The organism is Paenibacillus sp. FSL R7-0128 (genome assembly GCF_038002245.1).
GTDB lineage: Bacteria > Bacillota > Bacilli > Paenibacillales > Paenibacillaceae > Paenibacillus_AQ > Paenibacillus_AQ silagei.
In genome coordinates, this window is the sequence record NZ_JBBOCD010000001.1 from 6,408,421 (window position 1) to 6,434,422 (window position 26,002).

At 50.4% G+C, this 26,002-nt stretch carries 24 protein-coding genes; 8 read left to right on the top strand and 16 right to left on the bottom strand.

Annotation, left to right across the window (positions count from 1 at the left end):
• Positions 1-249 precede the first annotated feature (249 nt).
• A complete protein-coding gene (locus NST26_RS27095) occupies positions 250-1,254 on the bottom strand; it encodes an NADP-dependent oxidoreductase (protein WP_340958306.1) in 1,005 nt (334 codons plus the stop codon).
• A gap of 21 nt (positions 1,255-1,275) precedes the next feature.
• Positions 1,276-1,611, bottom strand: coding sequence for an ArsR/SmtB family transcription factor (locus tag NST26_RS27100; protein ID WP_340958305.1), 336 nt, complete (start codon positions 1,609-1,611; stop codon positions 1,276-1,278).
• A gap of 467 nt (positions 1,612-2,078) precedes the next feature.
• On the opposite strand from NST26_RS27100, the gene NST26_RS27105 reads away from it, so the two are divergent.
• Together NST26_RS27105 and NST26_RS27110 are read left to right on the top strand one after the other, a co-directional pair.
• Positions 2,079-2,258 (top strand): CopG family transcriptional regulator, encoded by a 180-nt coding sequence (locus NST26_RS27105; protein WP_340958303.1) that lies wholly within the window; start codon positions 2,079-2,081, stop codon positions 2,256-2,258.
• A 141-nt stretch (positions 2,259-2,399) separates the two neighbouring features.
• The gene (locus NST26_RS27110) at positions 2,400-2,672 is read left to right on the top strand and encodes a DUF6809 family protein (RefSeq protein WP_340958301.1); all 273 of its coding nucleotides are present in this window, start codon (positions 2,400-2,402) and stop codon (positions 2,670-2,672) included.
• A 194-nt stretch (positions 2,673-2,866) separates the two neighbouring features.
• Here the strand turns inward: NST26_RS27110 and NST26_RS27115 are convergent, their stop codons facing one another.
• From NST26_RS27115 to NST26_RS27140, 6 genes are all read right to left on the bottom strand, one after another.
• The gene (locus tag NST26_RS27115; protein WP_340958299.1) at positions 2,867-3,133 is read right to left on the bottom strand and encodes a Txe/YoeB family addiction module toxin; all 267 of its coding nucleotides are present in this window, start codon (positions 3,131-3,133) and stop codon (positions 2,867-2,869) included.
• Complete coding sequence (locus tag NST26_RS27120; protein ID WP_340958298.1) at positions 3,126-3,404, bottom strand: type II toxin-antitoxin system RelB/DinJ family antitoxin; 279 nt, start codon at positions 3,402-3,404, stop codon at positions 3,126-3,128. Before NST26_RS27120 ends, NST26_RS27115 begins: the two co-directional genes overlap by 8 nt.
• 470 nt (positions 3,405-3,874) lie before the next feature.
• On the bottom strand, positions 3,875-5,194 hold the full coding sequence (locus tag NST26_RS27125) for a helix-turn-helix domain-containing protein (protein WP_340958297.1): 1,320 nt from the start codon (positions 5,192-5,194) through the stop codon (positions 3,875-3,877).
• Positions 5,195-5,629: 435 nt separating this feature from the next.
• Entirely contained in the window at positions 5,630-6,076 is a 447-nt protein-coding gene (locus NST26_RS27130) for a GNAT family N-acetyltransferase (RefSeq protein ID WP_340980275.1), read from the bottom strand.
• 31 nt (positions 6,077-6,107) lie between these two features.
• Positions 6,108-6,569 (bottom strand): GNAT family N-acetyltransferase, encoded by a 462-nt coding sequence (locus tag NST26_RS27135; RefSeq protein WP_340980276.1) that lies wholly within the window; start codon positions 6,567-6,569, stop codon positions 6,108-6,110.
• Positions 6,570-6,636: 67 nt separating this feature from the next.
• Positions 6,637-8,166, bottom strand: coding sequence for an extracellular solute-binding protein (locus tag NST26_RS27140; protein ID WP_340980277.1), 1,530 nt, complete (start codon positions 8,164-8,166; stop codon positions 6,637-6,639).
• Between the two features lie 185 nt (positions 8,167-8,351).
• Between NST26_RS27140 and NST26_RS27145 the strand changes: the two genes are divergently transcribed.
• The gene (locus NST26_RS27145) at positions 8,352-10,691 is read left to right on the top strand and encodes an AraC family transcriptional regulator (RefSeq protein WP_340980278.1); all 2,340 of its coding nucleotides are present in this window, start codon (positions 8,352-8,354) and stop codon (positions 10,689-10,691) included.
• Here the strand turns inward: NST26_RS27145 and NST26_RS27150 are convergent.
• The 3 genes from NST26_RS27150 to NST26_RS27160 all read right to left on the bottom strand — a co-directional run bounded on the left by NST26_RS27150 (position 10,666) and on the right by NST26_RS27160 (position 14,117).
• Positions 10,666-11,430: a hypothetical protein gene (locus NST26_RS27150; protein WP_340980279.1), complete on the bottom strand. Its 765-nt coding sequence runs from the start codon at positions 11,428-11,430 to the stop codon at positions 10,666-10,668. The genes NST26_RS27145 and NST26_RS27150 overlap by 26 nt on opposite strands.
• 161 nt (positions 11,431-11,591) lie before the next feature.
• Positions 11,592-13,421 (bottom strand): APC family permease, encoded by a 1,830-nt coding sequence (locus tag NST26_RS27155; RefSeq protein ID WP_036732625.1) that lies wholly within the window; start codon positions 13,419-13,421, stop codon positions 11,592-11,594.
• Between the two features lie 279 nt (positions 13,422-13,700).
• The gene (locus NST26_RS27160; RefSeq protein ID WP_340980280.1) at positions 13,701-14,117 is read right to left on the bottom strand and encodes a MarR family winged helix-turn-helix transcriptional regulator; all 417 of its coding nucleotides are present in this window, start codon (positions 14,115-14,117) and stop codon (positions 13,701-13,703) included.
• A 144-nt stretch (positions 14,118-14,261) separates the two neighbouring features.
• Here NST26_RS27160 and NST26_RS27165 point away from each other — a divergent pair, with 144 nt between their 5' ends.
• Complete coding sequence (locus NST26_RS27165) at positions 14,262-14,735, top strand: DUF2798 domain-containing protein (RefSeq protein WP_340980281.1); 474 nt, start codon at positions 14,262-14,264, stop codon at positions 14,733-14,735.
• 155 nt (positions 14,736-14,890) lie between these two features.
• On the opposite strand, the gene NST26_RS27170 is transcribed toward NST26_RS27165, so the two are convergent.
• Genes NST26_RS27170 through NST26_RS27185 form a run of 4 tightly spaced genes read right to left on the bottom strand, consistent with a single transcriptional unit; the run spans position 14,891 to position 19,872 of the window.
• Positions 14,891-16,345, bottom strand: a complete 1,455-nt coding sequence (locus NST26_RS27170) for a glycoside hydrolase family 32 protein (RefSeq protein WP_340980282.1) — start codon at positions 16,343-16,345, stop codon at positions 14,891-14,893.
• Positions 16,346-16,401: 56 nt separating this feature from the next.
• Positions 16,402-18,021, bottom strand: a complete 1,620-nt coding sequence (locus NST26_RS27175) for an extracellular solute-binding protein (RefSeq protein ID WP_036732511.1) — start codon at positions 18,019-18,021, stop codon at positions 16,402-16,404.
• Positions 18,022-18,039: 18 nt separating this feature from the next.
• Positions 18,040-18,921, bottom strand: coding sequence for a carbohydrate ABC transporter permease (locus tag NST26_RS27180; RefSeq protein ID WP_036732509.1), 882 nt, complete (start codon positions 18,919-18,921; stop codon positions 18,040-18,042).
• A gap of 12 nt (positions 18,922-18,933) precedes the next feature.
• Complete coding sequence (locus NST26_RS27185) at positions 18,934-19,872, bottom strand: ABC transporter permease (protein ID WP_076085341.1); 939 nt, start codon at positions 19,870-19,872, stop codon at positions 18,934-18,936.
• 454 nt (positions 19,873-20,326) lie between these two features.
• On the opposite strand from NST26_RS27185, the gene NST26_RS27190 reads away from it, so the two are divergent.
• The 3 genes from NST26_RS27190 to NST26_RS27200 all read left to right on the top strand — a co-directional run bounded on the left by NST26_RS27190 (position 20,327) and on the right by NST26_RS27200 (position 23,181).
• Positions 20,327-21,367, top strand: coding sequence for a LacI family DNA-binding transcriptional regulator (locus tag NST26_RS27190; protein ID WP_340980283.1), 1,041 nt, complete (start codon positions 20,327-20,329; stop codon positions 21,365-21,367).
• Positions 21,368-21,400: 33 nt separating this feature from the next.
• The gene (locus NST26_RS27195; RefSeq protein WP_340980284.1) at positions 21,401-22,369 is read left to right on the top strand and encodes a carbohydrate kinase family protein; all 969 of its coding nucleotides are present in this window, start codon (positions 21,401-21,403) and stop codon (positions 22,367-22,369) included.
• Positions 22,370-22,482: 113 nt separating this feature from the next.
• The gene (locus tag NST26_RS27200) at positions 22,483-23,181 is read left to right on the top strand and encodes a DUF6710 family protein (RefSeq protein WP_051478692.1); all 699 of its coding nucleotides are present in this window, start codon (positions 22,483-22,485) and stop codon (positions 23,179-23,181) included.
• Positions 23,182-23,255: 74 nt separating this feature from the next.
• Here the strand turns inward: NST26_RS27200 and NST26_RS27205 are convergent, their stop codons facing one another.
• Entirely contained in the window at positions 23,256-24,227 is a 972-nt protein-coding gene (locus NST26_RS27205; protein WP_340980286.1) for a LacI family DNA-binding transcriptional regulator, read from the bottom strand.
• A 139-nt stretch (positions 24,228-24,366) separates the two neighbouring features.
• Between NST26_RS27205 and NST26_RS27210 the strand changes: the two genes are divergently transcribed.
• Positions 24,367-25,788, top strand: a complete 1,422-nt coding sequence (locus tag NST26_RS27210) for a glycoside hydrolase family 1 protein (RefSeq protein WP_339251059.1) — start codon at positions 24,367-24,369, stop codon at positions 25,786-25,788.
• Positions 25,789-26,002: the final 214 nt, after the last annotated feature.

Sequence of the window (26,002 nt, forward strand, 5' to 3'; positions counted from 1 at the left end):
CATTTCCGAGAAAAGGCGGAAGCAGGTGGAAAAAAGGCATCTAATTTTGTTAGTTTTGCATACTGCGGCCGAATTGGGCGAATTTAAGTGTTGTTTTTCCAATTGTTATTTTAGCAGCGTTTATTTGTTCATCAACAAGTGGAACAATTCCAACTATCTCGGGCCGCATGATCCGAGTACGTACCGATCAAGAGATTTTGAACAAGCTTGATGCTTGCACCGAAAAGCTCCAAACGACCCGTTCCAATGTTATTCGCATTTTACTCTCAAAATAATCTTCCCCTTAGCCCGGCCGGATTCGGAATACTGCATCGCCTGCTGGGCTTCATCCAAAGGAAAAACCCGGTCAATAACAGGCTTGATTGCGCCCGATTCCAGATATGCAGTGATGATGTCCAGTTGCCTGCCGCTTGGCTTCATGAACAGGAAGCTGTATTTGACATTGTACTGTTTCTCCAGCTTGGTTAGCTTACGGGTAACAAGCCGGAGAGCCGTTGTTTTCAGAAAACCAGCACCATACTCTGCACCAAAACGGGCGTTGGGCAGACCCGATACGGATACGACCTGCCCTCCCGGTCTGACGATGCGGAATGCTCGCTCCAGCGCCTCACCACCGAGAGTATCGTATACTCCATCATAATTGTGCAGCACCTGATCGAACTGCTCTGTTTTATAGTTGATGACCTGATCGGCCCCAAGGGATTTAACGAGTTCAGTTCCAGCTTCACTGGCAGTGGTTGCAACGTAAATCCCCATCACTTTGGCAAGCTGGATGGCAAAGGTGCCTACTCCGCCCGCTCCTGCCTGAATCAATACCTTTTGCCCAGCCGTTAGCTGAAGAATATCATGTAGTGCCTGATAAGAGGTCAGCCCAACAAGCGGGATCGAAGCTGCTTCTTCAAAAGTAAGGTTGCGGGGCTTCAGCGCGATATCATCCTCATGAACGACAATATACTCCGCGAAGGTGCCAATTTTGCTTTTTCTGGGCCGGCCGTAGATTTCATCCCCTACCCTGAATTTCTTCACCTTGTCCCCCACCTGGGTAATGACACCTGAGAAATCATTGCCCAGAATAAGCGGCATCTCATATTTCAAAAGCATCCGTAATTTGCCATCCCGGATTTTAAAATCAATCGGATTAATACTGGCCGCACGGATTTCCGCAAGCACCTCATGCTCGCCGGCTTCAGGCATTGGGCGGTCCGCTAAACGAAGCGGGGTTTTTCCGTATTTTTCGATAACCATTGCTTTCATGATGGACCCTCCAGCTTTTGTCTAATAGAACCGTTCAATGAACTCATCGACATGAGTGACTACATTCCTCAGCGTCCCGAGGTTGGTTCTGACGTCCATGTAATAAAAGTTCTTGGCCCCTTCCTCCCTGACCCTAATAATCCCTGCCTCTCTGAGAATTCTAAGATGATGCGACACCGCCGGGCGCGACAGATGGGTTAGCTCCGTAATCTCGCCTACACGCAGGCCGTTTGTACATGTCGTCTCCATAAGTGCCGTAATAATCGACTGGCGTGTATCATTCCCAATGGCAGACAAGATCTGCTGGCATGTTTTAAAATCTTCTCTAATCCTTCGGACCGCTTGCTGCTTATCCATGTTACTCCCCCTCAATCCGCTTCCCCGTTCAAAAAAACGAACCTTTTGCTGATGAGTATGCCACACCCGGTTACACGCTGCAATATTGGGAAAGAAAATCGAGATCACAAGGATATATTTTACATTTCGCTTAATCTTTCAAGTGAAGAATTTTTGTAATGCAAAATAAAGGAAACCTCGAACATCTTTCGTCCAAGGTTCCCCGTTGTATCTCCTGTGCTTCTTACTATTCGCATTGAAATGATTTATAGATTTACAGACTGATGAAAAAATCGATTTTCAAGCAGCTGCATTCAAAAAAATCCAACTACTTCAGTCTCTAAAACACCTGTGCTTGTATAGTTCTATAGTTTCATCGTAGTTATCCGCATTCTTTGTATGAAAAAGCAAGGTAACCATGCAGGATCTCATTGACTTTTTGTCCAGGCAATAATATATTATTGTCAGGGCAAAAAAGGGGTGATGAAATGTCCGCTAAGAAGATGGGGCGTCCTCTATCTGACAATCCCAAAAGCAAAAAGATTGAGATACGTGTTGATCAAGAGATTCTGAGCAAGCTAGATGCTTGCACCGAAAAACTACAAACGACCCGTTCCGATGTGATTCGCAAGGGAATTGAAAAGGTGTTTGACGAGCTCCAAAAATAAAGAAGGAAGCAGCGTAAATCCCGCAAAGAACACCGCTACTTCCTACCCACACATCCGCTTGGATAAGCAGACTGCATAAATATCCTACCATGTGCAGGAATCTCATTCAAGCGATGCGATGAACATAATGGGAGGACGAACATGAAAACAATTTTGGAAGCCTTGTACCACGGGAAGCTTCAACCCGATATGAACATTGTGCCATCACATCCAGAGTATCGTTCTGCATGCAGACAGGTAACAGCAGAGACACAGCAATGGCCCGAACGGTTGGGCGAGGAAGTGTTTAGAGAGCTGGAGGAATATTTGGACTTGTGCGACAGCGTGAACAGTATACGTGTGGAAGCTGCCTTTATTGAAGGGTTCAAGTTAGGAGCAAACCTACTGATTGAAACGATGAGTAGTCTACCATAAGCTGTTGAGAATATATTCGGATTAGTCCCATATCTAAGCCCCACCGCTGAAGCGGCGGGGCCTCCTTATACATTAACAGCTCCATTCTGGAAATGAGGATATTTCTGCGAATCGTTCAGGGTGTGTGCTTGAAGTCTACTGGGAGTGGGCGACGACGGTGATTAGATGCTTAGATTCAAGCCACAGTACAACATTTACTTATCACCATAATGAGTTCGAAAAGCATAAAACTCAATCACTCCACTTTGGATACGATATACTAAGCGGTTGGTGTCATCAATGCGACGGCTCCAATAACCAGAGAAATCGCCACGCAGGGCCTCCGGCTTTCCGATCCCCTCGTAGCCGTTTCGTTCAATATCTTTTATGAGCTGATTGATCCTTCTCAGTGTTTTTCTATCCTTGGTTTGCCAATATAAATAATCTTCCCAGGCATTGTTTGTAAAAATAAGTCTACTCATCAGCCATATTCTCTAATTCGTTCATTGTTTGAGTCACAGTCTTTCCTTGCTCCATCTGTTGAATGGATTGCTTTAACCATTTGATGTTGGATGGATTATAGAAAGGATCAGTCTGAGTTGTGATTTCAAAAGGAATTCCACCTTGACGTAGTGACTGTCTAACAAAGATATTTATCGCCGTTGTCATGTTTAATCCCAAATCTGAAAAAAGCAATTCCGCTTCTTTTTTTAGGTCTTCATCAATCCGAATATTGATATTGGTTTGAGCCATTCTCAACACCTCTTTCATAAGTATTGTTTACATCGTATTATATTTTACTCACAAGGTAAATACAATGTGCGCATATTTAAATTTCGGGGAACAGAGACAACTCTCCGATTCCCCTTAAGGTGAATACTCCCTTATAATTAAATATGAAAACAAAGAAGGAGTCATTGTAGTGAAACAACGGCTCCTTCTTTATTAATTGCTATATATAGATAAACTTGATGGAACATCAGTATCAGCCGGGTTTTCATCTGTTTCATTTGAGAGTAACGCACTGAGATACAATTTATCTAATTTTGGTTCCTATGCTTTTTTAGAAAAACTAAAGGATATTTCTGCAAATCGTTCAGGTGTGTGCTTGAAGTCTACTGGGAGTGGGCAGCGACGGTGATTGGATGATTGAATGAAGCTCAGCGGGTACAGGGGGCAATAAGTTCGATGGAGGATTGTAGGAGAAATAGATTGTTCAACTGTTAACCTGTACTGCTTCTGGATTGCTTAAGGATGTTGGTGAGAACGCCCAGAATCTTATGCTTCTCATCATTGATCAACTGATACTGCTGAACCGACTTCGTTAGAAATTCTAGGCCGCTGTGATATTCTCCTCTGTCTAGTAGGTACTTAGCCAGTTCCAGCAGTAAATTAGCTTGACGGTCTAGAACTAATTTACGCGAATATCTCACCTGGACCAGATCAATAACACTCTTCTCTAGGTCCTGCTTAAATTGTTGTAAGATAGCGTTGATATTAAAGTTGTATTTATTAGCAGCCTTAAGCATATACAACAACCCAGTAATTCTCTCCTCTTGATGTGCGTTAAGGTAGGCAGAATACTGCTCAATTACAGTGGAATCTCCACTTACCAGCTTTGTCAAAAGAATATTATCTTTGGACCACTCCATGAACAAACTTTTCCAACGCTCGACCTCATCTCCTTGCTCTCTAACCCAGCTCAAATCAGCATAACTTCTTATAAAACCCAAAGCTCCCTCATAATCACCCAGCTCATCGCAGACATTTCCGCGCAGCAAATTACTGTACGCAATGTAAAAGAACAGCGGTCTGCCGGGAAGCATGACCGGTTCCGATGCTCTGTGTTCGTCCCGGACCTTCAGGTCATATTGAATTCTGGCCTTATGGCCCATCTTAGCGGCGTATTCCTCAACCTTGTCCCAGCGCTGTAGGGAGCGGTATGTATTGGCAAGCTCTTTGAGTGCATCAAGCTGATCAACTTCATCTAACCGTTCGACAAAAGGCTCGAACCGGTTCGCAGCCCACAGGTTCCGGTTCTGGTCATCGCTGAGCGCAATGGTAAACAGCCTGAACTGGCATAGGGCTAGCCGTTCCGAATGCTGATAACGTTCAGATTCGGCGACGATCTCATAGATTGCGGCGGCGGCATCCCTTTTCCCGGCCATGAAGAGTTCTTCTGCACTATCAAACAACAGGGGAGCGTACATCAGATTGTCCATAATATGGCGGGCCATTCGCTCAATACTCTCCAGCATGTTCAGTTCGGCACAGCGAAGCAGCAGCGGTCCAATCCTCCGCCAGTCGGAAGAGCCGCCAAAAATATAGTCATTGATGTACAAGTCGTAAAAATATCCTTCTTCCCGTCCCATGGCCTGAGTAATCCGATCCAGCTGCTGCATCGCAATAGGCCGGTGCCCGCGAAGAATATTGCTGAGTGTTCCGGAATGAAGCTGAGAACGCTTGGCAAATTGGGTAATCGTCAAACCAGTCCTCCGCAAATATTCCTCCAGTTCCGATAATACCGTAGTCGTTGCCTGCAAGTCCTAACCACCTTTCCTCTTCAATTTGTGATTTATAGAATAATATCCCTTTTATATTACACAAAATATATCAACGGAAGATTCATTAATCAAGTGTTTATTTATGTATTTTTCCTATATTTTAAAAATTTGGAATTTCGATTACCATTCAAATGTGGTACCACATTTTTCTCCTTCCACCTGCATGATGGCTGAGTCTGGACCAGCATTCGGCCTACATCCACCAGCCCATTGTGTTCGGTTTTCCGCATACATCAATGCTCCTCACCATTCTCCTTCAGCCACACTCATTCCAAGCTTATCATTGAAGCCGAGACAGCTTATTTGTCCTCAGTAAAATGCAAAATACCTGCGAGTTCCAATGAGGAACTGCAGGTATTTGCCTAATTCTTTTCTTATAGCGACTGGTACCCGGCTGAACAATTGTGGAGAACCTCACATCGTATAAGCCAATATAATATCCCCGTTGTCCTCTAACTCCCCAGTCTCGGTGAATCCCACATCCTTATAGAGCTTATTGGCCGTTAGATTATGCGGAATATGCGATACCCTAATCTGTGTGCAGTCCTCGCGGCTGCTCAGCATCTTAATGACCTCTTTAATTGCTGCTTTCCCGTATCCTTTACCCTGAAATCTCCCGTCAATCATAAATCTCAGAATCCAATAGTAACCGTCTGTATATCTTTCATTATCAAAAAGGATAAATCCAACCATCCTTCCTTCAGCAAAAATACCGTAGGGTACCGATGTAGGCTCATTTACCGCATGCACAAGTGAATCTGCATTACTTGCAACCAAGTCCAACTGCTCCGTGCTCACGCTCAATTGAGTACATTCGTGTTCCAGCTCGGGGGTAATCTTATGTAATTTAACAATAGTCAAAGTGTTCACAACCTTCATTATGAATTGATCTTCAGTCAAGCTGAATGGTATAGATGATCTCCCCATCCTGGTTCAAGCGCTGCTCGCTGGTGAATCCTAATTCTTCATACAACTTCATTGCAACTGAATTTCTTTGTTCCACCGTTAAGGATATTAAGCTGCACTTCGGATGGATTTCTTTAATGAATTTAATGATTTCTACCATAGCTTGTTGCCCATAGCCTTTTCGTTGGTGCTTGTGGTCAATCTGAAACCCGCCAATCCAGTAATTATCTGAGCTTCCGGGAGTAAATGAAAGATAGAAGAATCCGATAATTTTTCCATCGATGGATAGAATATACGGATCTAACGCTTCATCCCACGGCTTGATATAGGCATATGCTAGGGACTCCATCACAGAAGGAACGAAGTTGCGCTGCTCCTCACCAACAGATATCTCTAGAGCTTCTTCCCAATTCTGGGCGTTCACAGGTTGGATAACGATTGGTTTCATGTTTTCTCCTTATATCAACAGTTGAGGTATAAATATCATCCTATCATAATATTGGTAAATTATCCTCTCACTCCTCCCCCTCCCGCGCCTTCCCCTCCGCCTCCCCGTACTCCTGAATAATCAGGCTGCCGCCGCTGGCGTGCCATTTCTCGACCTCCCCGGCGAAGCCGGCGGCGTCGATGTTGCCGAGAATATAATTGTAGGTGGCATCCACGATGATCGCGGACAGCTCGGCGTTCTTCTCGTCATAGGTCGGCGAGGTTAGCGACACGGTAGGGTCATCGACCAGAAACTGCTCGTTATCCCGGCTGAGCTGGTCGGCCAGGGCGGTAAGCTGCTCTTTTTGTGCGACCTCCTTGATATGGGTATTGCCTACATCGGCGATCATCAGGGAATTGAGCGGATTGACCTCATACACCCGAAGCTGGGATGTCTCTTCCGGAAGAATCACTTTGCCTTCCCCGTCCAGCTTATAGTGGCGGCCCTCGAAGCCGTAGGCCATCAGGTTGGCTACATCCTCATCCATCGTGCGGTCGAAGAATCCCAGCACCTGCTTCAGCTCCTGCTCGGTAGCAATAGCTTTACGTGAAAAGAGGTACAAGCCGTTGTACTTCGGTATGGACCATACCTTATATCCATCCGGCCCCTTAATGCGGTTAATCAGCGTCAGCTCTGCTTTGGGGTTGATCGCCTTGGCCTCAATGGAGAGCCGCTGCACATCCGTCATGCTCCCGATGAAGATCCCGGCCGTTCCCCGGATGAATTTGTCCCGCTGCACTTCCTTGCTGGTCAGGGCGAAATCCTGGTTAATGATCCCTTCCTTGTATAATTTGCGCATGAAGTTCATCGTGTCCATATATTCGGGCGTGGCGAATTCCGGGATGAACTGTCCATCTTCAATTTTCCAGTTATTCGGCGTACCGAAATAAGAGCTTAACGTCTTGAATACCCCGTACACCAGATCGTTGCGGTCCACCAGTCCTAGGGTGTCTGCCTTGCCGTTGCCGTCCGGGTCCTTCATGGTGAACTGCCTCATCACCTCATACAGCTCCTCCAGCGTTCCGGGCGGACTGAGGTGCAGCTTCTCCAGCCAGTCCTTGCGGATAATAATGCCCTGCCGGGAGGCTGGCCTTTCTGTATAAAGGCCATAGATGCCCCCATCCACCGAAGTCTGCTTAAGAATCGCCGCATTCAGCTGACTGAGATTCGGAAATTCCGCCAGATAGGGACCAATCTCCCAAAAGGCGCCGGAGCGGATCATATTCTTGACCGGATTATAATCGGTGAATTTCACGAATGTCACTTTGCCGAGTGAGCCGGTGGTCAGTGCGGTATTCATTTTGTCCGTGTAGACGCCCTCAGGTACCCAAGTAATATTGAGCTGAGTCCCGGTCAGTCTCTCAATCTCGGCAATCAGCTCCGCCGAAGGCGTCTGCGGAAAATGCAGCGGTGCCAGAATCGAGATCGGCGCCGGGGCATCCGCTGAATCGGAACGCTCAGACTCCCCCCCGCTGCAAGCGCTTAACGTAATGAACGATAAGAATAGGATGAAGCACCCTGCAAGAGCTTTCTTCCTGCCCGTTAACCGGTTGAACATTCCATAACCCCCTGAAGCGTAATATTTATCTGCCTTAGAAGCCTATCTATTGAATAATGTAGCTTATGTATGAATGATTAGAGAAAATGATTATTGCGGTACCAGATGATTATTGTTATTATCCTTCGTGATGCATACACTTAAGACAGTGATTTCCATATTTCATGCAAAGGTGCTGAACGCTGTTGAAACAGCTTAGCTTTCTCAGTAAATTAACTATGTTCGCGTTCGCCATCAGCATCCTGCCGGTGCTGTTCATTGGCTCGTTCTCCTATTTCACATCCTCCAGCGAAATTCAAAAAAATGTTAACGAAAGCAAAAAGGAACTCATTTTACAAATCACCTCAAATGTAGAGCATAAGCTGAATACTGTCAACCACACCTTGAACCAGGTCGTGAACTCTTCGGTGCTGAAGAAGGCGCTGAACAATCCGCTGAATGAAAACGATTTCATTTTATATAACGACATCCGCAATGAGATCCGTAATATGCAGTCCTTCGATACGCGGCTGGAAGATGTCATCCTGCTCAATCAGCGCCAGAACTGGATGATCAAGAACTCCGGGCTCTACCGGCTAAATGAATACCGCAATTACGAGCAGCTCACGAATCTGCTGAATGTGGAAGGCTCCTCCTCATGGGTGCTGAACCCCTCCTCCCTGTTCTACAGCGAAGAGAGCATTAACGTGACCGGCTGCAAGTACAGCATCAGTCTGATTAAGAAGCTGCCCACGACCAAGCTGCAGAAATACGGACTGGCTCTGGCCAATATTCCCGCCTGCAGTCTTCAGGACTTCATTAATCCCGATATGCAGCCGCTGGACAGTATTATGGTGCTGGATAAAAGCGGACGGATTCTGCTGCATCCGGACCGCAATCTGATCGGAGAGCCTGCCGCAGCGGCTGGATTCACGGGCTTCGAGCAGATCGCCGCTGCCGCCGAGCCATCGGGACAATTCAAGACCAAGCTTAATGAAGCCGATTACTCGATCACCTATATGCGTTCCCAGTTGAACGGCTGGATCTATCTGTCGGCCACCTCCATCAAGAGTCTGACCCGCGAATCCGGCAAAATCGGCACCTACACGGTATTCGTCTGCACGTTCATGCTGCTGTTGTCTGTGCTGCTGGCGTGGCTGGGCTCCCGGCGCATGTACACGCCTATCGAACGGCTGCTCACTCAGATTGGACTGCGCCGTCCCGGTTTGCGGGCAGGGCGTACGGATGAATTCCAGCTCATCGGCGAGCAGGTGCATTCCCTGTTCCAATCGAAGTCACAACTGGAGAAGGAGGTTAGCCAGCATCTCGGGCAGGTGCGGACCTTCTTTCTGATTCAGGCGTTCGGAGGCAATCTGAGAAGACGCGAGCTGATGGAGGAGCTGGAGCAATACGGGTACGGCAAGCAAGTCGAGGAGTGGAAGACGATGGCTGTCATTACGCTGAGCATCGACTTCTCCGAGGAGAACAGCTATGAGAAAAAGGATCTCAATCTGCTGTTATTCGCAGCGCATAATATGACTCAGGAGCTGGTCTCTGCGCAGCACAGGCTAACCCCTGTGTTGATGGGTCATGCGCTGGCGGTTGTCATCGGCAGTGAGGATGAGGGCACGGAAGCTTTTCACCGGATGCTCTATGCGCTTACGGAGAAGCTCCAGCAGGAGATTAACGAGGTCCTGAAGCTGCAGGTCAGCATTGGGCTGAGCCTGCCGTTTCATTCGTTTGACAAAATGTCCATTGCCTACAGGGAAAGTCTGGAAGCCCTGAAGCACCGGATTACCCTGGGCAAAGGCATCATCATCCAGTACGAGAACCTTAACTCCGGCAAACATTATCTCAATTTGAACTACCCGACCCACACGGAAAATGACCTGATGGATGCCATCAAGCTGGCTGACAGCGATAAGGCGAAGGAGCTGCTGCATAAGCTGTTTAAGTGTATTTTTGCGCTGGGACTCTCGCCGCAGGAATATCAGATTCCGCTGACCCGGCTGCTGAACAATACGCTCATTATGATGCAGGAATCGGGAATTACGCTGAATCAGATCTACCACGCGAGCGGTTCCCTGTTCGAGGAGCTGACCGATCTGCATATCGTGGCTGAGATTGAGGACTGGTTCTGGACCATTGTGATCCAGCCGGTCATCGTCATCTTCCACAGCAGGCAGAACGCCCAGTATCATAATATCTCCGAGAAGCTGATCGACATCGTCCAGCATGAGTATGACCAGGATTTGACGCTGGAGGAGTGTGCTTCCCGGCTGCATTATAACGCGAACTACATCAGCAGTGTATTCCGCAAGGAAACGCAGTATTATTTCAGTGATTACCTGATCATGTACCGGTTCAAAATGGCCAAAAAATGGCTGGAGGAGACCGATATGCCCGTGAAGGATATCGCCTCCCGCCTGAGATACAACAATTCACAGAACTTCATCCGTTCCTTCCGTAAGCAGGAGGGGATGACCCCCGGCCAATACCGTGACAGCTTCCATACAAAGCTTAGAGCCGTCCCGGACGATGAGTAGGCGCCGTGGCTTCAGGCGGGGCCTTGGGCCTCTGCAGCTTTCTTTTTCTGATAAACCATGTAAGAAGTAAGGCCAGAATAAGCAAGATCCCGCCTACAGTAATCGCAATATTCCTGATATCCGGTACATAGACTACCAGCCGAATAGGCTCGGAATCCGCAAGGGACACATGCCAGGTTAACGTGTTGCCGTCTTGCTCAGCCGCATTATTAGCCCCGTATAGATCATAGGGAATCGTTAATTTGAAATCCACGGAGAAGCTGCCCATCAGGAGCCGCACCAGGGACTTAGGAACATTCAAGCTGCCGATGCCGTCAATAATCTCATCGGAGTAGGCGTTCAGCTTAGGCTGGGCCACCACATCGTATTTGGTATACAGCCACCTGTCCGTCTGTCCCACTTCAGCCTCCACAATATCTATGCCGCTGCTGCTGTTCTTCAGTTCCTCCATTGAAGCATACGATTTATGAAATTGATATTCCGTTGATTTGCCGCTTGCCGTCTTCTTCAGCTCTATGCCTGCGGCCGCCAGCCGGGTGGTCAGAAGCTCCTCCACTTTGCCGCTGACCAGCTTCTCTGCCCGGGCATCCAGCATAAGACTGAAGGCCAGATCCAGTGAGCCGTCCTTCTTCACAGTCACATGGGCCGTGCCTTGCGCGCAGCCTGTAAGCAGCAGGACAAGCATAAGCATCATCAGTATTGCCTTAATTCGAGTCCCGTTCAACCTGCGTTTCTTCAACCTCTGTCCCTCCATCCGCTGACTGTTGCTACTAGCTTAACCGTACCTTGAAGAAGCGAATCTTCTCTTATGGAGTCAAGCTTAACACATCCCGGGGAGGTACAGAAAGCCCCCAGCCTGCGGATATCCGTAAGCTGGAGGCTTCCATGTGCATAATCCTGTTATTTTTTCAAATGATAAGGGACGGTAGTGATAATTACATTGCGCCGGTACAGCAGATGCGCGCGGATCAGCAGGCTGGACTGGTTATGCAGAATGTTATGCCAGCCCTTCTTCGGTATGAATTGAGGGACAATGACGGTCACCTGATAATTCGACTCGCTGGCCTTGCGCTGAACCGTATCAATGAACTTGGTCAATGGATGAATGATGCTGCGGTAAGGTGAATACAGCGTTACCAGCCGTACTTCAGGATGGAATTTCTTCCACTTCTCTTCGAAAATAGCGTCATCCTCCCGCTCGAACGGGATGTGGACGGCGATAATCTGCTGCGCACTCAGCGACTTGGCATACCGCAAGGAATTCTCCACCACATGGGTAATCCCTGCTACCGGCAGGATGATGATATTCCCTTCAATCGCAAGCGGCGGCTCCCCGCAGGTGGCTACCCGCAATTGATCGGCGACCGATTCATAATGCTTGTAGATGCGGTAGAAGAAAAGGATAATCAGCGGCAGAAAGACCAGGACCGGCCAGACCTGCGTGAATTTGGTCAGGAAGAACATCATCGTGACAATGAAGCTGATCAGCGCCCCGATTGCATTGATGATCAGCTTAGGCAGCCAGCCCTCTGGCTTGTGCCGGAGCCATTTGACGATCATGCCTGTCTGCGACAGGGTGAACGGGATGAAGACCCCGACTGCATACAGCGGAATGAGATGCTCCGTCCGCCCCTTAAAGGCAATGATCAGGATAATCGACAAGATGCCCAGGCTGAGAATTCCGTTCGAGTACCCCAGACGGTCTCCGCGCACAGTGAACATCCGGGGAATGAATTTATCCTTCGCCAGATTCACAGCCAGCAGCGGAAATGCGGAATATCCGGTGTTCGCCGCCAGAACCAGAATTAAGGCTGTCGTTCCCTGCACGACATAATACATGAAGTTGCGGCCAAAGACATGCTCGGCAATATCGGACACCACCGTAACCTGTTCACGCGGAGCAATGCCGTAATAATACGCCAGGAACACGATGCCTGAGAATAACAGCGCGAGCAGAATTCCCATCGCCGCTAAGGTTTTAGCTGCATTATTCGGTGCCGGTGCCTTGAAATTGGGGATCGCATTTGATATGGCCTCCACCCCAGTCAGCGCCGAGCTGCCTGAGGAGAACGCCCGCAGCAGCAGGAACAGGCTGATTCCGGCCACCGGTGTTCCCAGTGAGGTGTGAAGCTCCGCCGGTACTCTTCCGGTCAGCACATTGAACAGGCCCAGCCCGATCATAATGAACATCGCCAGTACGAACAGATAGACCGGGTACGCCAGGAAAGAGGCCGACTCGGTGACCCCGCGCAGATTCAGTGTCGTGATCAGCAGGACGAAGATGATGGCAATTATCACATTATAAGGATGCAGGCTCGGAAAAGCTGAAGTGATCGCATCCGTTCCCGCAGAGACACTGACCGCTACGGTAAGTATATAATCGACGAGCAAGGAGCCCCCTGCAATCAGACCCGGATATTTACCCAGATTCTCCTTGGATACAACATAAGCTCCGCCGCCCTGGGGATAGGCGAAGATGATCTGCCTATAGGAGAGTATCAGGGCCAGCAGAAGCACCAGTACCCCGCCTGCAATCGGAATGGAATACCAGAATGCGGCTGTACTAACCGTGATCAGCACCAGCAGAATCTGCTCCGGGCCATAGGCCACAGAGGACAAAGCATCTGAGGACAGTATGGCTAGGGCCTTGGTTTTGTTAAGCTTCTGTTCTCCCAGCTGATCGGACTTCAGCGGCCGTCCGATCAGGAACCTTTTTACCGAAGACATCATCATCACTCACCGACTTTTTTATTGTTATATTACCCCTGGTGCACGAATAAAATCTGGACCTTTAATTGGATACAGACACTATTCTTGCTGCCGTTCGATACTACATTAATTCTTTTATCACCATCTGTATATATGCAGATATCCTAGACAAACCCCAAACCATGAATAACAAATGATATTCGCCGAAAGACACAGCAAAAGGGATCAAGCAGGCTTTCCGCTCCGTCCCGTTTGCTTATTTCAGCTTTTTTTGCTATATTCAGCCATTTTCAGGATGTCTCACAGCCAGTCCTGTGTAAGCAGCGTCCGCAGCAGCTCCACCTGCTCCCTGCCGATCCGTGCCGTGATTTCGGCTTCAATATTTTGCTTGATCTCCAGCATACTCCGGCAAGCCGCTGTCCCCTTCGCAGTGAGCACGATAGGCTTGTCCCGGCTATTCCCTTCCTTAGCAGCAGTATCCACGTAACCTTCATCCAGCAGATTGTTGATCGTCTTTTGCGTCCCCTGGCGGGAAATGCTGATCAGCCTGCTGATCTCCGAAATGGACAGAACGCCGTGCTGCTCCAGCATCGCCAGAATATGCGTCTCTGTCTTATTCAGCGGCTCGCCGCTCATCTGGTTTACCTTGTCACGCAGAACCTTGTGCTTCTCGCTGATCATATCGACCAGATTCAACCCGCTCATATATTCCTTCATTTACAAGACCTCCATAGATAGAAATGCAGTTCCGTCTAACCGAGAACTACTGTCGCTCCAATTGTCAACCAAGTTGACAATGATCCATCCCACTGCTACTATAAGTGAAGTTTGACAAACTTACATTTAAGGGAGTTCGGAAACATGGGCAGTAACAAAAAGGAAGCTTTAATTTTCACCAGTATGATGTGTTTTTGCATGGTCGTCTTTATGTCTTTTTACAATGTGATTATAGCGAACGGATTCAACAACAGACTGCTCACGGATGTGGCTGTGGGCTTGCTCCCGGCACTTGCCGTTGCCCTGTTCTGCGATATTGTGGTGGTTGGCAGAATTGCCAAAGGGCTGGCCTTCAAAATAGTGAAGCCGTCCGCACCCCAGATCCGCAAAGTGCTGACGATCTCGTGCTTCATGGTCTGCGGCATGGTCATTCTCATGTCTCTATACGGCACACTAGCACACTTCGGATTCGGGGACAACTTCTTCCGTCATTACTTCTCCATCCTGGGGCTTAATTTCATCTGCGCCCTGCCGCTCCAGCTGCTGGTGGCCGGTCCGCTGACCCGCTTCCTGTTCAGCCGGATGTTTCCGGTCCGTACGGCAGCACCAGGAATCTAAGGCTGGCTGAAACCAGTCCGCCGCTTTTACTCGAATACGGGCATGGCCCCCAGCCATGGCTGCGGTGTTCCCGCCACACCAAAAAGGGTGTTCAGCAAGCCATGACCTCATGGCTGTGCGGAACACCCTTGTCCGGGATTCATTCTATTGATTATTTATTCCATGAAAGACAGGCTCCCGCCCTGGAGCCGTACACTGCCGCCCTTAGCATAGAAGCTTAGGCCCGAGCAGATGCCTCCAGGGAAGACCAGGCTGGTGATGGCGGCAAGGCCGTCATTGGCGAATACCTCCACCGAACAGGCATCCAGCAGGATATGCAGGCTCTTCAGGCTGCCGATTCCCCCGGTGCTCTGGAGATCGGGAAATATTTCCGAGAAGCCGGTCTCGCCGGACTGATCTCTGTGCAGGGTTAGAGTGTCTTCAGCAGCAGAGTAAATGAGTTCAGTATACTCAGTAGCTGTATGATGAATAATAAGACCGAATTCTTCCGCTTCATTGTCCGCAAGCGTAAGCCGCAGCTCCAGGGCTGAATCCTTGCACTTGATATCCTGGCGCTCGCCCGGTATCAGCAGCATCTCCGGCAATGCCGCAGACTCTGCCGCGAAGTAACGATCCAGCTCTGCTACCGGCTGCTGGCGGATCAACATCCGGCCGTCTGCCGCATCATGCAGCGTCAGTACCCGCGGAATCGTCATCGCTCCGCGCCAGCCCTGGCTTGGAACCTGATTGGCATACCGCCAGTTGCTCATCCAGCCGATGAAGATCCTCCGCCCGTCCGCAGCCGGAATGTCGGAGAAGCTGACCCCTGCGTAATTGTCTTTGCCATAATCCAGCCAGCGGATGTCGCTGTGCTCCGGTGTGAAGACGGAGCCGTCGAAGCCACCGACGAAATATTGCGTCCGCGAGCCAAATCTCGCCCCGCTGTTATCACCGATGCTGACCAGCAGCACCCACTTGCTGTCTCCTGTTCCTTCCACCGGGAGCTCGAAGAGATCCGGGCATTCCCATACTGCATCATGAGAGCCTGCACCCTCGCCGAATTCACTCTCCAGGCTCCACTCCCGCAGATTCGGGGAGGAGTAGAACGTGATTGTCTGATCGGTCGCCAGCACCATCATCCATTTCCCGTGAGCTTCAGACCAGAACACCTTCGGATCACGGAAATCGGCCTTGGAAGGATGCGTCAGCACCGGGTTGCCTGCATACTTGATCCAGGTCCGGCCATTGTCATGGCTGTAGGCCAGGCTCTGTCTTTGCACGGCAGGCGACGATTCCGTCGGCTCCTGATGACTGGTATAGATGGCAACGATACCCGGCTTCTCCGGGAACAGCCCGCTGGTATTATTCCAGTCAACGACTGCGCTGCCGGAGAACGCATAGCCGTGATCATCCGGGTACAGCGCAATGTCCAGCTCCTCCCAGTTAATCAGATCCTTACTGACGGCATGACCCCAGTGCATCGGCCCCCAGATGGAGGAATGCGGATGATACTGATAGAACAAATGATATTCCCCTTCGTAATAAACCAATCCATTTGGATCATTCAGCCAATGCTGCTCCGGCGTAAAATGCAGCGCCGGCCTGTGTTTGGTTCTCCCGATAATTTCCACTCCATTACCACCTTTATCTATTTATAAGTTCATCATGTTCCGCAGCTAGTGCAGTCTCAGCCTTTGTTCTTGAGATAGCTGTCATATCCTCTTTGCTTGATCTCCAGCCATTTGTCCAGCCCGAGTCTGGACAGCTCTGCCTGGTAATCCTTCCATTCCTCTTCCACTTTACCGGTCTTGGTCCATTCCGCGCGCTTGCGGTTCACATAAGCGAACAGGTCCGTCTCAATGGCGGTCAATTCCTTCTGATCCTCCAGGGAGTAGAAGACACGCGGGAAGTTGTTATCGGCCTTCATATAAGGCACCAGCTTCTCCTTCATGAGGTCCAGCCGCCAAGCGGCATCATCCGGCTTGGTAGTCACCTTACCGTAGTATTCATCGAGGATCGCCAGCGGACCGCCGATACTGGTTTTCTGGCGCAATTCAACCGGAGCCGCGCCTTCCAGCGGCAGATGCTTCAGCATTTTGGCCGATTCATCGTATTCAAAAATATTCTGCTGCGTCTCATCCCCGTACGTTCCCCAGTTATCCTCAACCGACTGCTGCGGCTCATAGAGCTGGTCAATCCACTTGGCGGTAAGCTCCAGATTCTTGTTTGAACCGGTAATAACCATCCGTCCACGGTCAAAACCGAAGTTGTTCGTACGGGCTACATTGACCTCTCCGTCCGGTCCGGCAAGCGGCTGCATCAGATCATATTTATCGTTGAACCCGGTAATATTGGCTTTATCCCACTGGAAATAGAGACCGTAGCGCCCGCTCTGCCCTTTGGCCAGATAGGTGTTGTAATCCTGTTCAAACGCCTCTTCGTCGATCAGATCCAGCTGGTACAGCTCGTTCAGATACTTAATGCCCTCTTTATATCCGTCCTGGCCTGCGGTGAAGACCACTTTGCCGTCATTGGTAACCACCGTGTGATCGCCGTTATCCCCGAGACCGAACGAGCCGAACAGGAAGTTCATATCCTCATTGCCGTTATTCAGCACAAAAGACAGCGGAATCTCATCCTTCTGGCCGTTCCCGTTCGGATCATCATTCTTGAAGGCAACCAGCACCTTCTTCAGCTCCTCCGTCGTAGTTGGCATAGCGAGTCCCAGCTTCTTCAGCCATTCCACATTGATCCACGGCATCCCGTTGACCGAATGAATGCTCTCCTTACCGGAGCCCAGCTCTTCAATCCATGGAAAAGCATAGATATGCCCGTCCTGCGCAGTCATCATCGATTTGTACTCCGGCGCGGCGGCCAGCACCTTCTGCAGATTCGGCATGTATTTCTCGATCAGCTCCTCCAGCGGCACAATCGTTCCGTCCTTGCCCAGGGTCAGCAGATCATAATCCGAATACGCGGCATCGATGATTGCATCCGGCAGGTCGCCGCTGGCTACAGCCAGATTTCTTTTCTCAATAAAAGCGTCGTTCGTGTAGTTGGTGAAATCGATGTGGACCCCGGACTTCTCCTCCAGCCGCTTGTAGATCAGCTTCTCGTTCGGATCGGCAGGCGCCAGCGCTGAGCTCTGGGACATGAAGTGCAGCGATACCTTCTCTTTAAGAGGCAGCGTCACATTCTCCAGCTTGTAATCCTCCGAAGCCGAGGAATTGCCGCCCCCTCCGCCGCAGCCCGCAAGCACGGAAGCCGAGAGTGCCAGCACAGACAAGGTTTGCAATGTTTTTTTCATATGAGATTCCCCCTAATATTATTTAATGGAGCCGACCATGGCGCCCTTCTCGAAGTATTTCTGGAAGAACGGATACATCACGATAAGCGGCAGACTGGAGATAACAATGGCAGAATATTTGATCATTTCGGACAATTTCTTAAGCTCCGCCTGGGCCAGTGCATCGGCAATCATGCCGGGCTGCACCTGATTCTGAATCAGGATCGAACGCAGCACCAGCTGCAGCGGGAACAGCCGGGAATCGTCCAGATAAATCATGGCATCGAAATAAGAGTTCCACTGCCCCACGAAGGCATATAAAGCCAGCACGAAGATAATCGGTTTGGACAGCGGCAATACAATCCGGAAGAAAATGCCCAGATCAGACGCCCCGTCGATACTCGCCGCCTGAAACAGCTCCTTGGGCAGACCCTGGAAATAGGTCTTCGCCAGAATAATATTGAACACGCTGATCGCCCCCGGCAGGATCACCGCCCACACCGTATTCAGCATCCCCAGATCCTTCACGACCAGATAGGTCGGAATCAGACCGCCGCCGAAGAACATCGTAATCAGGAAGAAGATCATTACCGGCCGCTTCCCGGCCAGTCCCTCAATGGACAGCGGATACGCCGCGAAGACGGAGAAGAATACCGTAGCCAGCGCGAAGGCGGCAGAGTAGAACAAAGCGTTGAAGAAGCCGCGGATCATCGCGTCGTTGCTGAGAATTTTGACGTAGCCTGTAATGGTCCAGTCCGACGGCGCAATGGCCAGCCCCTTGGTAATGAGCACATTCGGTGTTAAGAAGGAGGCCAGCACGACATACACCAGCGGAAACAGAATGACCAGGATGAACAGACCAAGCAATATATACGTGATAACAACCAGAATCCGGTCCTTCCCGGAATATTGAATATCCATACTTACCTCCTTTTAATACAGCCCTTCCCCTTCGTTCAGCCGCTTGACGACCGTATTGACGAAGACCAGCAGGATTACGTTAATGACGGAATTGAATAATCCGATCGCGGTGGAATAGGCATAATCGCCGGCCTGCAGACCCACCTTGTAGACATAGGTCGCAATGATCTCCGAGGTCGGGGTATTGAGCGCCGTCTGCATCAGGAAGGCCTTCTCATAGCCGATGGACATGATGCCGCCTGCAGCAAGGATGAACAGCACGGCCATCACCGGCCTCAGCGCAGGCAGATCGATATGGCGGATGCGCTTCAGCAGGGAGGCGCCGTCAATCGTCGCCGCATCATGAAGCTGCGGATCTACACCGGCCAGCGTGGCTACATAGATAATCGAGGACCAGCCTGCCGTCTGCCAGATGCCTGACAGAATATATACGGTACGGAAGTAAGCGGGATCACTCATGAAGGACACCGGCTTACCTGTAAAAGTAGTAATGAGCGCGTTCACCACACCTGTCGGCGACAGAAAGACGAACAGCATCCCTGCGACAACCACAACCGAGATAAAGTTAGGTGCATACACAATCAGCTGGATGTTCTTCTTCAGCTTCGCGCTGCGGATCAGATTCAGCATAAGCGCCAGCACAATCGGCACCGGAAAACCCAGAATCAGCCCGTAGGCGCTTAATTTAAGCGTATTCATTAGAATATCGTAGAAATTCGGCGAGGAGAGGAACCGCTCGAAATGCTCGAAGCCCACCCATGCGCTGCCCAGGATGCCTCTGCGCGGGCTGAAATCCTTGAAGGCAATAATAGCGCCGTACATTGGAACGTATTTGAATATAACGGTAAGAATTACGGCCGGAGCCAAGAATAAATACAGGATATAATTCCGGCGCAGATAGCTTAGAATTGATTTACGTGATTTGAGTTCAGTACCCCTTTGTTGAACCATCGGATTTGCCAATTTTCCCCCTCCTTACAGTGCGGCTGTGCTAATGCTGCTGTGCAACAGGGCCGCTGCTAGCTTGCCATTCACATGGCATAGGTCCGCCCGGATCTGTCTATCCTCCTGACGGTTAGGTTACCCACCTCCGGTCTAACTATGTAATTTACATTTAACAAAATGAATAGGTTTTCAAATTTACATTTGAACATGTTTTGCCTTTACAATTTATCAGAGATTGTGATTATAAGTCAATACATTTTGCACAAAAAATAATTAAAACCGTGCATTATACAGTGCAAATGTAACATTAACATAGATATTAGTATTTATCGGTGCCTTTAATTTTTGAATTGTAAAATCAATTTGTGCATTTGTAAAATTACGTTGTCAATATTGAGTAAATGCTATATATTAGGTAGCAGAGGTTACTAATACGGGGAAACAAAGGTGGAACACAGTGATGAAGAAAGCAAAGGTCACCATTCAAGACATTGCAGATGCGCTAGGCATCTCCAGAAATACGGCCTCCAAAGCCCTGAACGGTGCAGAGAGCATTCCTCCCGAGACCCGGGAGAAGGTCATCAACAAGGCCATCGAGCTCAAATATAAACAATTCTCCTATCTGGAAGCAGCAGGCAGCGCCTCTGAGAATCAGGGCAATATCGCCCTTTTGACCAGCAATCTCCCCAACAGCTCCCACTTCGGTTCCCAGCTGCTCAGCGGACTGGAGAAGCGTATCAGTACCGAAGGCTATACCTTGTCCATTTATTTTGTCCGGGAGAACGATATTAACGGTATGACTCTGCCCGGCAATTTCGAGCCTGCGAATGTGGACGGCATCATTTGTATTGAAATGTTCAGTAAAGAATACAGCGGGCTGGTTACCGAGCTCGGCATACCAACAATCTTCATTGACTGCGCGTCCGATATTATTTATCCGGAGCTGAAGGCAGATCTGATGCTCATGGAGAATGAGCACAGTGTATGTTCCATGACCCGCAAGCTGATGGATCAGGGAGTGCAGAGCTTCGGTTTTGTAGGCGATTACAACCACTGCCGCAGCTTCAATGAACGCTGGATCGGCTTCAATCGGGCACTCTCTGCGGCCGGTATCCCGCTCAATCCCGAATTATGCATTGTGGGTCAGGACCGGGACTACATGCTGGAGGCGGACTGGATGGATCAGCAGCTGGACGCCCTTGACGAGTGGCCCTCCGCCTTCATCTGCGCCAATGACTTCATCGCAATCCGTGTCATGAAGTCACTTAAGAACAGAGGAATCAAGGTGCCGGAGCAGGTTGCGGTCTGCGGCTTCGACGATGCCTCGGAATCCCGGATCATCGAGCCCCATCTGACAACGGTACATATTTACAGCGGTCATATGGGGATTGTCTCTGCCGAAATGCTGCTCTCCCGGATCAAGGACCCTGCCAAGCCCTATCAGGTGACACATGTCGCTACAGACGTTGTATTCAGAGACTCTACCCCCGCTCTTAGCTAATACCAACCCATTCTGCCTGGAGGTTATTTCACAATGAAACTACATGGTTCAGTCCTTTGTGCGGGCGAGCTGCTCATTGATTTCTTTTGCACCGATGTTGACGTCAGCCTGACTGCAGGGCGGCATTTCTCCAAGCAGGCCGGCGGAGCGCCAGCGAACGTAAGTGCAGCCATTGCCCGGCTCGGCGGCCACTCCGCCTTCCTCGGCAAAGTCGGAGCCGATCCCTTCGGCTTCTTCCTGAAGCAGACGCTGGAAGAACAGAACGTGGATACCTCGATGCTGCTGCTTGATCCCGCAAGCCCGACCACACTGGCTTTCGTCTCGCGCTCAGCGAACGGGGAACGCGATTTCGTGTTCCACCGCGGGGCAGACCGGCTGCTCAGGCTGGAAGAGCTTGACCGGGCAGCCGTCCGTGAGGCGGCCATGCTTCATTTCGGCTCGGCGACAGCGCTGCTGGCTGATCCCTTCCGCGAGGTCTATATGACGCTCATGGATGAAGCGAAGGCGAACGGACAGTTCGTCTCCTTCGATCCCAACTACCGGGGCGACCTGTGGACCGGGCGGCAGGAGGAATTCATCACGCTGTCCAGAGCCGGTATCTCCAAGGCCGATCTGGTAAAGGTCAGCGACGAGGAGCTGCAGCTGATTACAAGCGAAGCGGACCGTAATGCCGCCCTTGATATGCTGCATGAGTGGGGAGCCGGAGCAGTAGCCGTTACTTTGGGCAAAGACGGCACCCTCATCTCCTCCCCGGACTCCCGGCTGCTGATTCCGAGCATCACCGTGAAGTCCATCGATTCCACCGGTGCCGGCGATGCCTTCATCGGAGCGCTGCTCTGCCGGATCAGCCAGCTGGCCCATCCGGCAGACTTCACCCGCAGCGCGGAGCTGCAGCAAGAATTCGTCACCTTCGCCAACCGGGTGGGGGCGATGGTCTGCACCAAGGTCGGGGCGATTGCCGCGCTGCCGACACTGGACGAGGTCCAGGAATTTGCCGAGTAAGCTGCGGAGCTGCTGTTAAACCAATCTTTACCTGCTGTTTTCATCACAGACAGGGGAGCATGGCACGTAATATGATAAGCACATTATCATATGGTTGAAGGAGCAGCTTTTGCATGACGATGAAACAAGAATTCGATAATCTGATGGCGTTTGCCAAGGATTTAATCAATGAGAATCTCGGCTTTTATTATGATATCAATTATGGTTATTTCCAGCCCGAGACCCATCCGATTGTGGACTTCATCCGGCTGATAGGCAGACGTATTCAGAGCCAGCTCATGCTGATGCCCGCGCTCTACGGGGAGGTCGACCAGATGGAGCGGATGTTCTCGGACAACCTGTTCTTTGATGAATGGGCCGAGGTGACGCTGGATGGACGGAGCTTCCACTTCCTGATGCGGCAGATTGACAACAGCAGCAGAATCATCAACCTGGCACGTGACCTGGTCTTCCCCTCCCCCTGGATTCCCCGCAAGCTGCGCGACAGTCTGATCCGCATCGGTGAAGGTACCCTGAACGGAAGCTGGCGGCAGGATAAGGATCATCAGGTTACCCTCTGGCTCCCTCTTGGCATCTCCTTCGTGGAAGGCTCAGGACATCATTCCATAACGGCGGGGATCGCCAAGGGTGAAGGGGAGCTCTACCCCACCTCGGTGTATGACATCAGCCTCATCTATGATCACGTGTATACCGACGGCAGGTATTACTATAGAACGCATGACCATTCGATTATCTCCGAGGTTCATTTCGTGGAATGCGCCGCTATCTTTGAGATCGGCCGGATCATGGCGGCGCAGAAGATTATTTTCTGAAGGACGACAAACCATAATTTCCCAAACAGCAAAGAAGCCGCGAACCCGCCCAAATCGGACGGTTCACGGCTTCTTTAAGTAGTCGCTCTCGGCACGAGCTGGAACCCCAGCGGCTCCTGCTCCGCCTCTTCCCCCTTCAGCTTGCCGAGAATCAGATGCAGCGCATTCTGCGCCTGTGCGCCAATCGGATTATTAATTGAGGTGATCCCCAGCGTATGGGCCAGCTCCGTGTTGTCGAAGCCGACAATCGCCAGTTCCTCCGGTACCTTCACCTTAAGTCTGCGGGCTTCGCTCAGCACCCCTGCCGCTACCATATCATTGGCGCAGAGGATGGCATTCGGAGGCCCGCCAGGAATCAGCAGCAGCCTGCGGATCAGCTCCTCACCCTGCCGGATGGAAAAGATCCCTGTCTGCGACCATTCCTGGTTCACCTCCAGATGATATTTGCGGGCAGCATCCTGGTACGCCTGTATCCGCCCGGAGGTATTCATACTAGCCGGCCTGCCCCAAGCATTGGCAATCCGCGTATAACCCCGTCCGATCACATGCTCAAGTCCCAGCATGTACCCGTCATATTGATTCATGGCGACACTCTGAATCTCGGGAAGCTCCATCCGCTGCCAGGAGACAATCGGCCCGTATTTGCAATAGGAGCCCAGGAGCGCTTGATCGTTAACGCAGGTGCTGATGACCAGCGCATCGACTCTTTTGCGCCGCATATCCTCGAAGGCTTGCAGCTCTTTGGCCGGATCACCCCCGGAGGTATAGATAATCGTCTGATATCCGTGCCGGCTCGCAGTCTCCACGAAGCTGTTCAGAAAAGGCAGCATTACCTCGTTAATCCCCTCCGTTACCATCCCGATCTGCATCGTCTCTCCTGTGGATAAGGAGATGGCATTGCCATTGGGCACATAGTCCAGCTCTTCCATGATCTTCAGGATGATCTCCCGCGTTGCCTGGCTCACATGGGGAGAACGATTCAGCACCCTCGATACTGTAGCTTTGGAGAATCCCGACAGTTTAGCGATTTGATCCAGATTCGACATGATGGCTCTCCTTACATAATTTTTCATCTTTATAATAATACTTGACATGTAACGCGTTACAACATTTAGCATTGAATTATAGGACCTATGAACAGCTTACCATATCTGAATCCATAACTAATAGAAGGCGGGATTATCTATGAACACTCCATTTCCTGAAGGCTTCCTGTGGGGCGGCGCAGTCGCTGCGAACCAATTGGAAGGCGCATACAACGAAGACGGCAAAGGCCTGTCCACTCAAGACGTAGCTCCGCAAGGAATCAGGGGCCCTATCACCGAGGTGCCTACCGAGGATAATATGAAGCTGGTCGGCATCGACTTTTACCACCGGTACAAAGAAGATGTTAAGCTTTTTGCCGAAATGGGCTTCAAGGTCTTCCGTACCTCCATCGCCTGGTCGCGAATCTTCCCGAACGGCGACGAGCTGGAGCCTAATGAGCAAGGTCTGCAATTCTATGATGACCTGTTCGATGAATGTCACAAATACGGCATTGAGCCGCTGGTGACCCTCTCCCACTACGAAACTCCGCTGCACTTGTCCAAGCAGTATGACGGCTGGGTGAACCGGCAACTAGTCGGCTTCTATGAACGGTATGCCAGAACGGTATTCACCCGCTACAAGGATAAAGTGAAGTACTGGCTGACCTTCAACGAGATCAACTCCATCCTGCACGAGCCATTCATGAGCGGCGGGATCTATACACCGAAGGACAAGCTGAGCAAGCAGGATCTGTACCAGGCCATTCATCACGAGCTGGTCGCAAGTGCTACAGCGGTCAAAATCGGACATGAGATCAATCCGCAGGCTCAGATCGGCTGTATGATCCTAAGCATGCCCACATATCCGCTCACGCCTAACCCGGACGATGTCATTGCGGCAATGAAGTCAGAGCATATGAATTACTTCTTCGGAGATGTGCATGCGAGAGGCGTGTACCCTGGCTATATGAAACGTTACTTCAGAGAGCACGGCATTGAGATTCACATGGAGCCTGGAGATGCGGACATTCTCAAGCATACCGTTGACTTTATCTCGTTCAGCTATTATGTGAGCATCTGTGAGACCGGAGACAGCAGCAAACGTACCCAGGAAGGCAACCTGATCGGGGGCGCACCTAATCCATATCTGAAGGCTTCCGAATGGGGCTGGCAGATTGACCCGCAGGGTCTGCGCTATGTGCTGAATATGTTCTATGACCGTTACCAGAAGCCGCTATTTATTGTGGAAAATGGACTCGGAGCCAAGGATGAGCTGATCACCGGCGAAGACGGCGTGCCAACCGTCAATGACGACTACCGGATTGAGTACCTGAATGACCATCTGGTGCAGGTGGGCGAAGCCATCGAGGACGGCGTTGAAGTCATGGGCTACACCTCTTGGGGCTGTATTGACCTGGTCAGTGCGTCAACCGCTGAACTAAGTAAACGCTACGGCTTCATCTATGTAGACCGCCACGACGACAATACCGGAACCCTGGAGCGCTACCGCAAGAAATCCTTCCACTGGTATAAGGATGTTATTGCTACCAATGGACAGAGCCTGCGGCGCTCAGGCCAATAGAATAGCCAGACAATACAGGTTGTCCCGAAAAGCCATAAAAGGCTGAATGGGACAGCCTTTTTATATTAAATTGTAGGAATGGTAGCGACAGCGGCCCATTCCGCCGTTCTTTGCCTGCCCTCCTCCCCCCAATAACTGAAGATATCAATTTCAGTTGAATAAGCCATTAACAAAAAGCTGGGAAGGAGCGGAGGGGAAATTTGGAACTGTAGGA

What these genes read in the sequence shown, in the direction of transcription:
- NST26_RS27105 (WP_340958303.1), top strand. Translation starts at nt 2,079, where the DNA reads ATGTCCGCTAAGAAGATGGGGCGTCCTCTATCTGACAATCCCAAAAGC.
- NST26_RS27210 (WP_339251059.1), top strand. Translation starts at nt 24,367, where the DNA reads ATGAACACTCCATTTCCTGAAGGCTTCCTGTGGGGCGGCGCAGTCGCT.
- NST26_RS27190 (WP_340980283.1), top strand. Translation starts at nt 20,327, where the DNA reads ATGAAGAAAGCAAAGGTCACCATTCAAGACATTGCAGATGCGCTAGGC.
- NST26_RS27200 (WP_051478692.1), top strand. Translation starts at nt 22,483, where the DNA reads ATGACGATGAAACAAGAATTCGATAATCTGATGGCGTTTGCCAAGGAT.
- NST26_RS27115 (WP_340958299.1), bottom strand. Translation starts at nt 3,133, where the DNA reads ATGAGTAGACTTATTTTTACAAACAATGCCTGGGAAGATTATTTATAT.
- NST26_RS27195 (WP_340980284.1), top strand. Translation starts at nt 21,401, where the DNA reads ATGAAACTACATGGTTCAGTCCTTTGTGCGGGCGAGCTGCTCATTGAT.
- NST26_RS27165 (WP_340980281.1), top strand. Translation starts at nt 14,262, where the DNA reads ATGGGCAGTAACAAAAAGGAAGCTTTAATTTTCACCAGTATGATGTGT.
- NST26_RS27100 (WP_340958305.1), bottom strand. Translation starts at nt 1,611, where the DNA reads ATGGATAAGCAGCAAGCGGTCCGAAGGATTAGAGAAGATTTTAAAACA.
- NST26_RS27135 (WP_340980276.1), bottom strand. Translation starts at nt 6,569, where the DNA reads ATGAAACCAATCGTTATCCAACCTGTGAACGCCCAGAATTGGGAAGAA.
- NST26_RS27110 (WP_340958301.1), top strand. Translation starts at nt 2,400, where the DNA reads ATGAAAACAATTTTGGAAGCCTTGTACCACGGGAAGCTTCAACCCGAT.
- NST26_RS27175 (WP_036732511.1), bottom strand. Translation starts at nt 18,021, where the DNA reads ATGAAAAAAACATTGCAAACCTTGTCTGTGCTGGCACTCTCGGCTTCC.
- NST26_RS27160 (WP_340980280.1), bottom strand. Translation starts at nt 14,117, where the DNA reads ATGAAGGAATATATGAGCGGGTTGAATCTGGTCGATATGATCAGCGAG.
- NST26_RS27155 (WP_036732625.1), bottom strand. Translation starts at nt 13,421, where the DNA reads ATGATGTCTTCGGTAAAAAGGTTCCTGATCGGACGGCCGCTGAAGTCC.
- NST26_RS27120 (WP_340958298.1), bottom strand. Translation starts at nt 3,404, where the DNA reads ATGGCTCAAACCAATATCAATATTCGGATTGATGAAGACCTAAAAAAA.
- NST26_RS27205 (WP_340980286.1), bottom strand. Translation starts at nt 24,227, where the DNA reads ATGTCGAATCTGGATCAAATCGCTAAACTGTCGGGATTCTCCAAAGCT.
- NST26_RS27185 (WP_076085341.1), bottom strand. Translation starts at nt 19,872, where the DNA reads ATGGTTCAACAAAGGGGTACTGAACTCAAATCACGTAAATCAATTCTA.
- NST26_RS27095 (WP_340958306.1), bottom strand. Translation starts at nt 1,254, where the DNA reads ATGAAAGCAATGGTTATCGAAAAATACGGAAAAACCCCGCTTCGTTTA.
- NST26_RS27140 (WP_340980277.1), bottom strand. Translation starts at nt 8,166, where the DNA reads ATGTTCAACCGGTTAACGGGCAGGAAGAAAGCTCTTGCAGGGTGCTTC.
- NST26_RS27180 (WP_036732509.1), bottom strand. Translation starts at nt 18,921, where the DNA reads ATGGATATTCAATATTCCGGGAAGGACCGGATTCTGGTTGTTATCACG.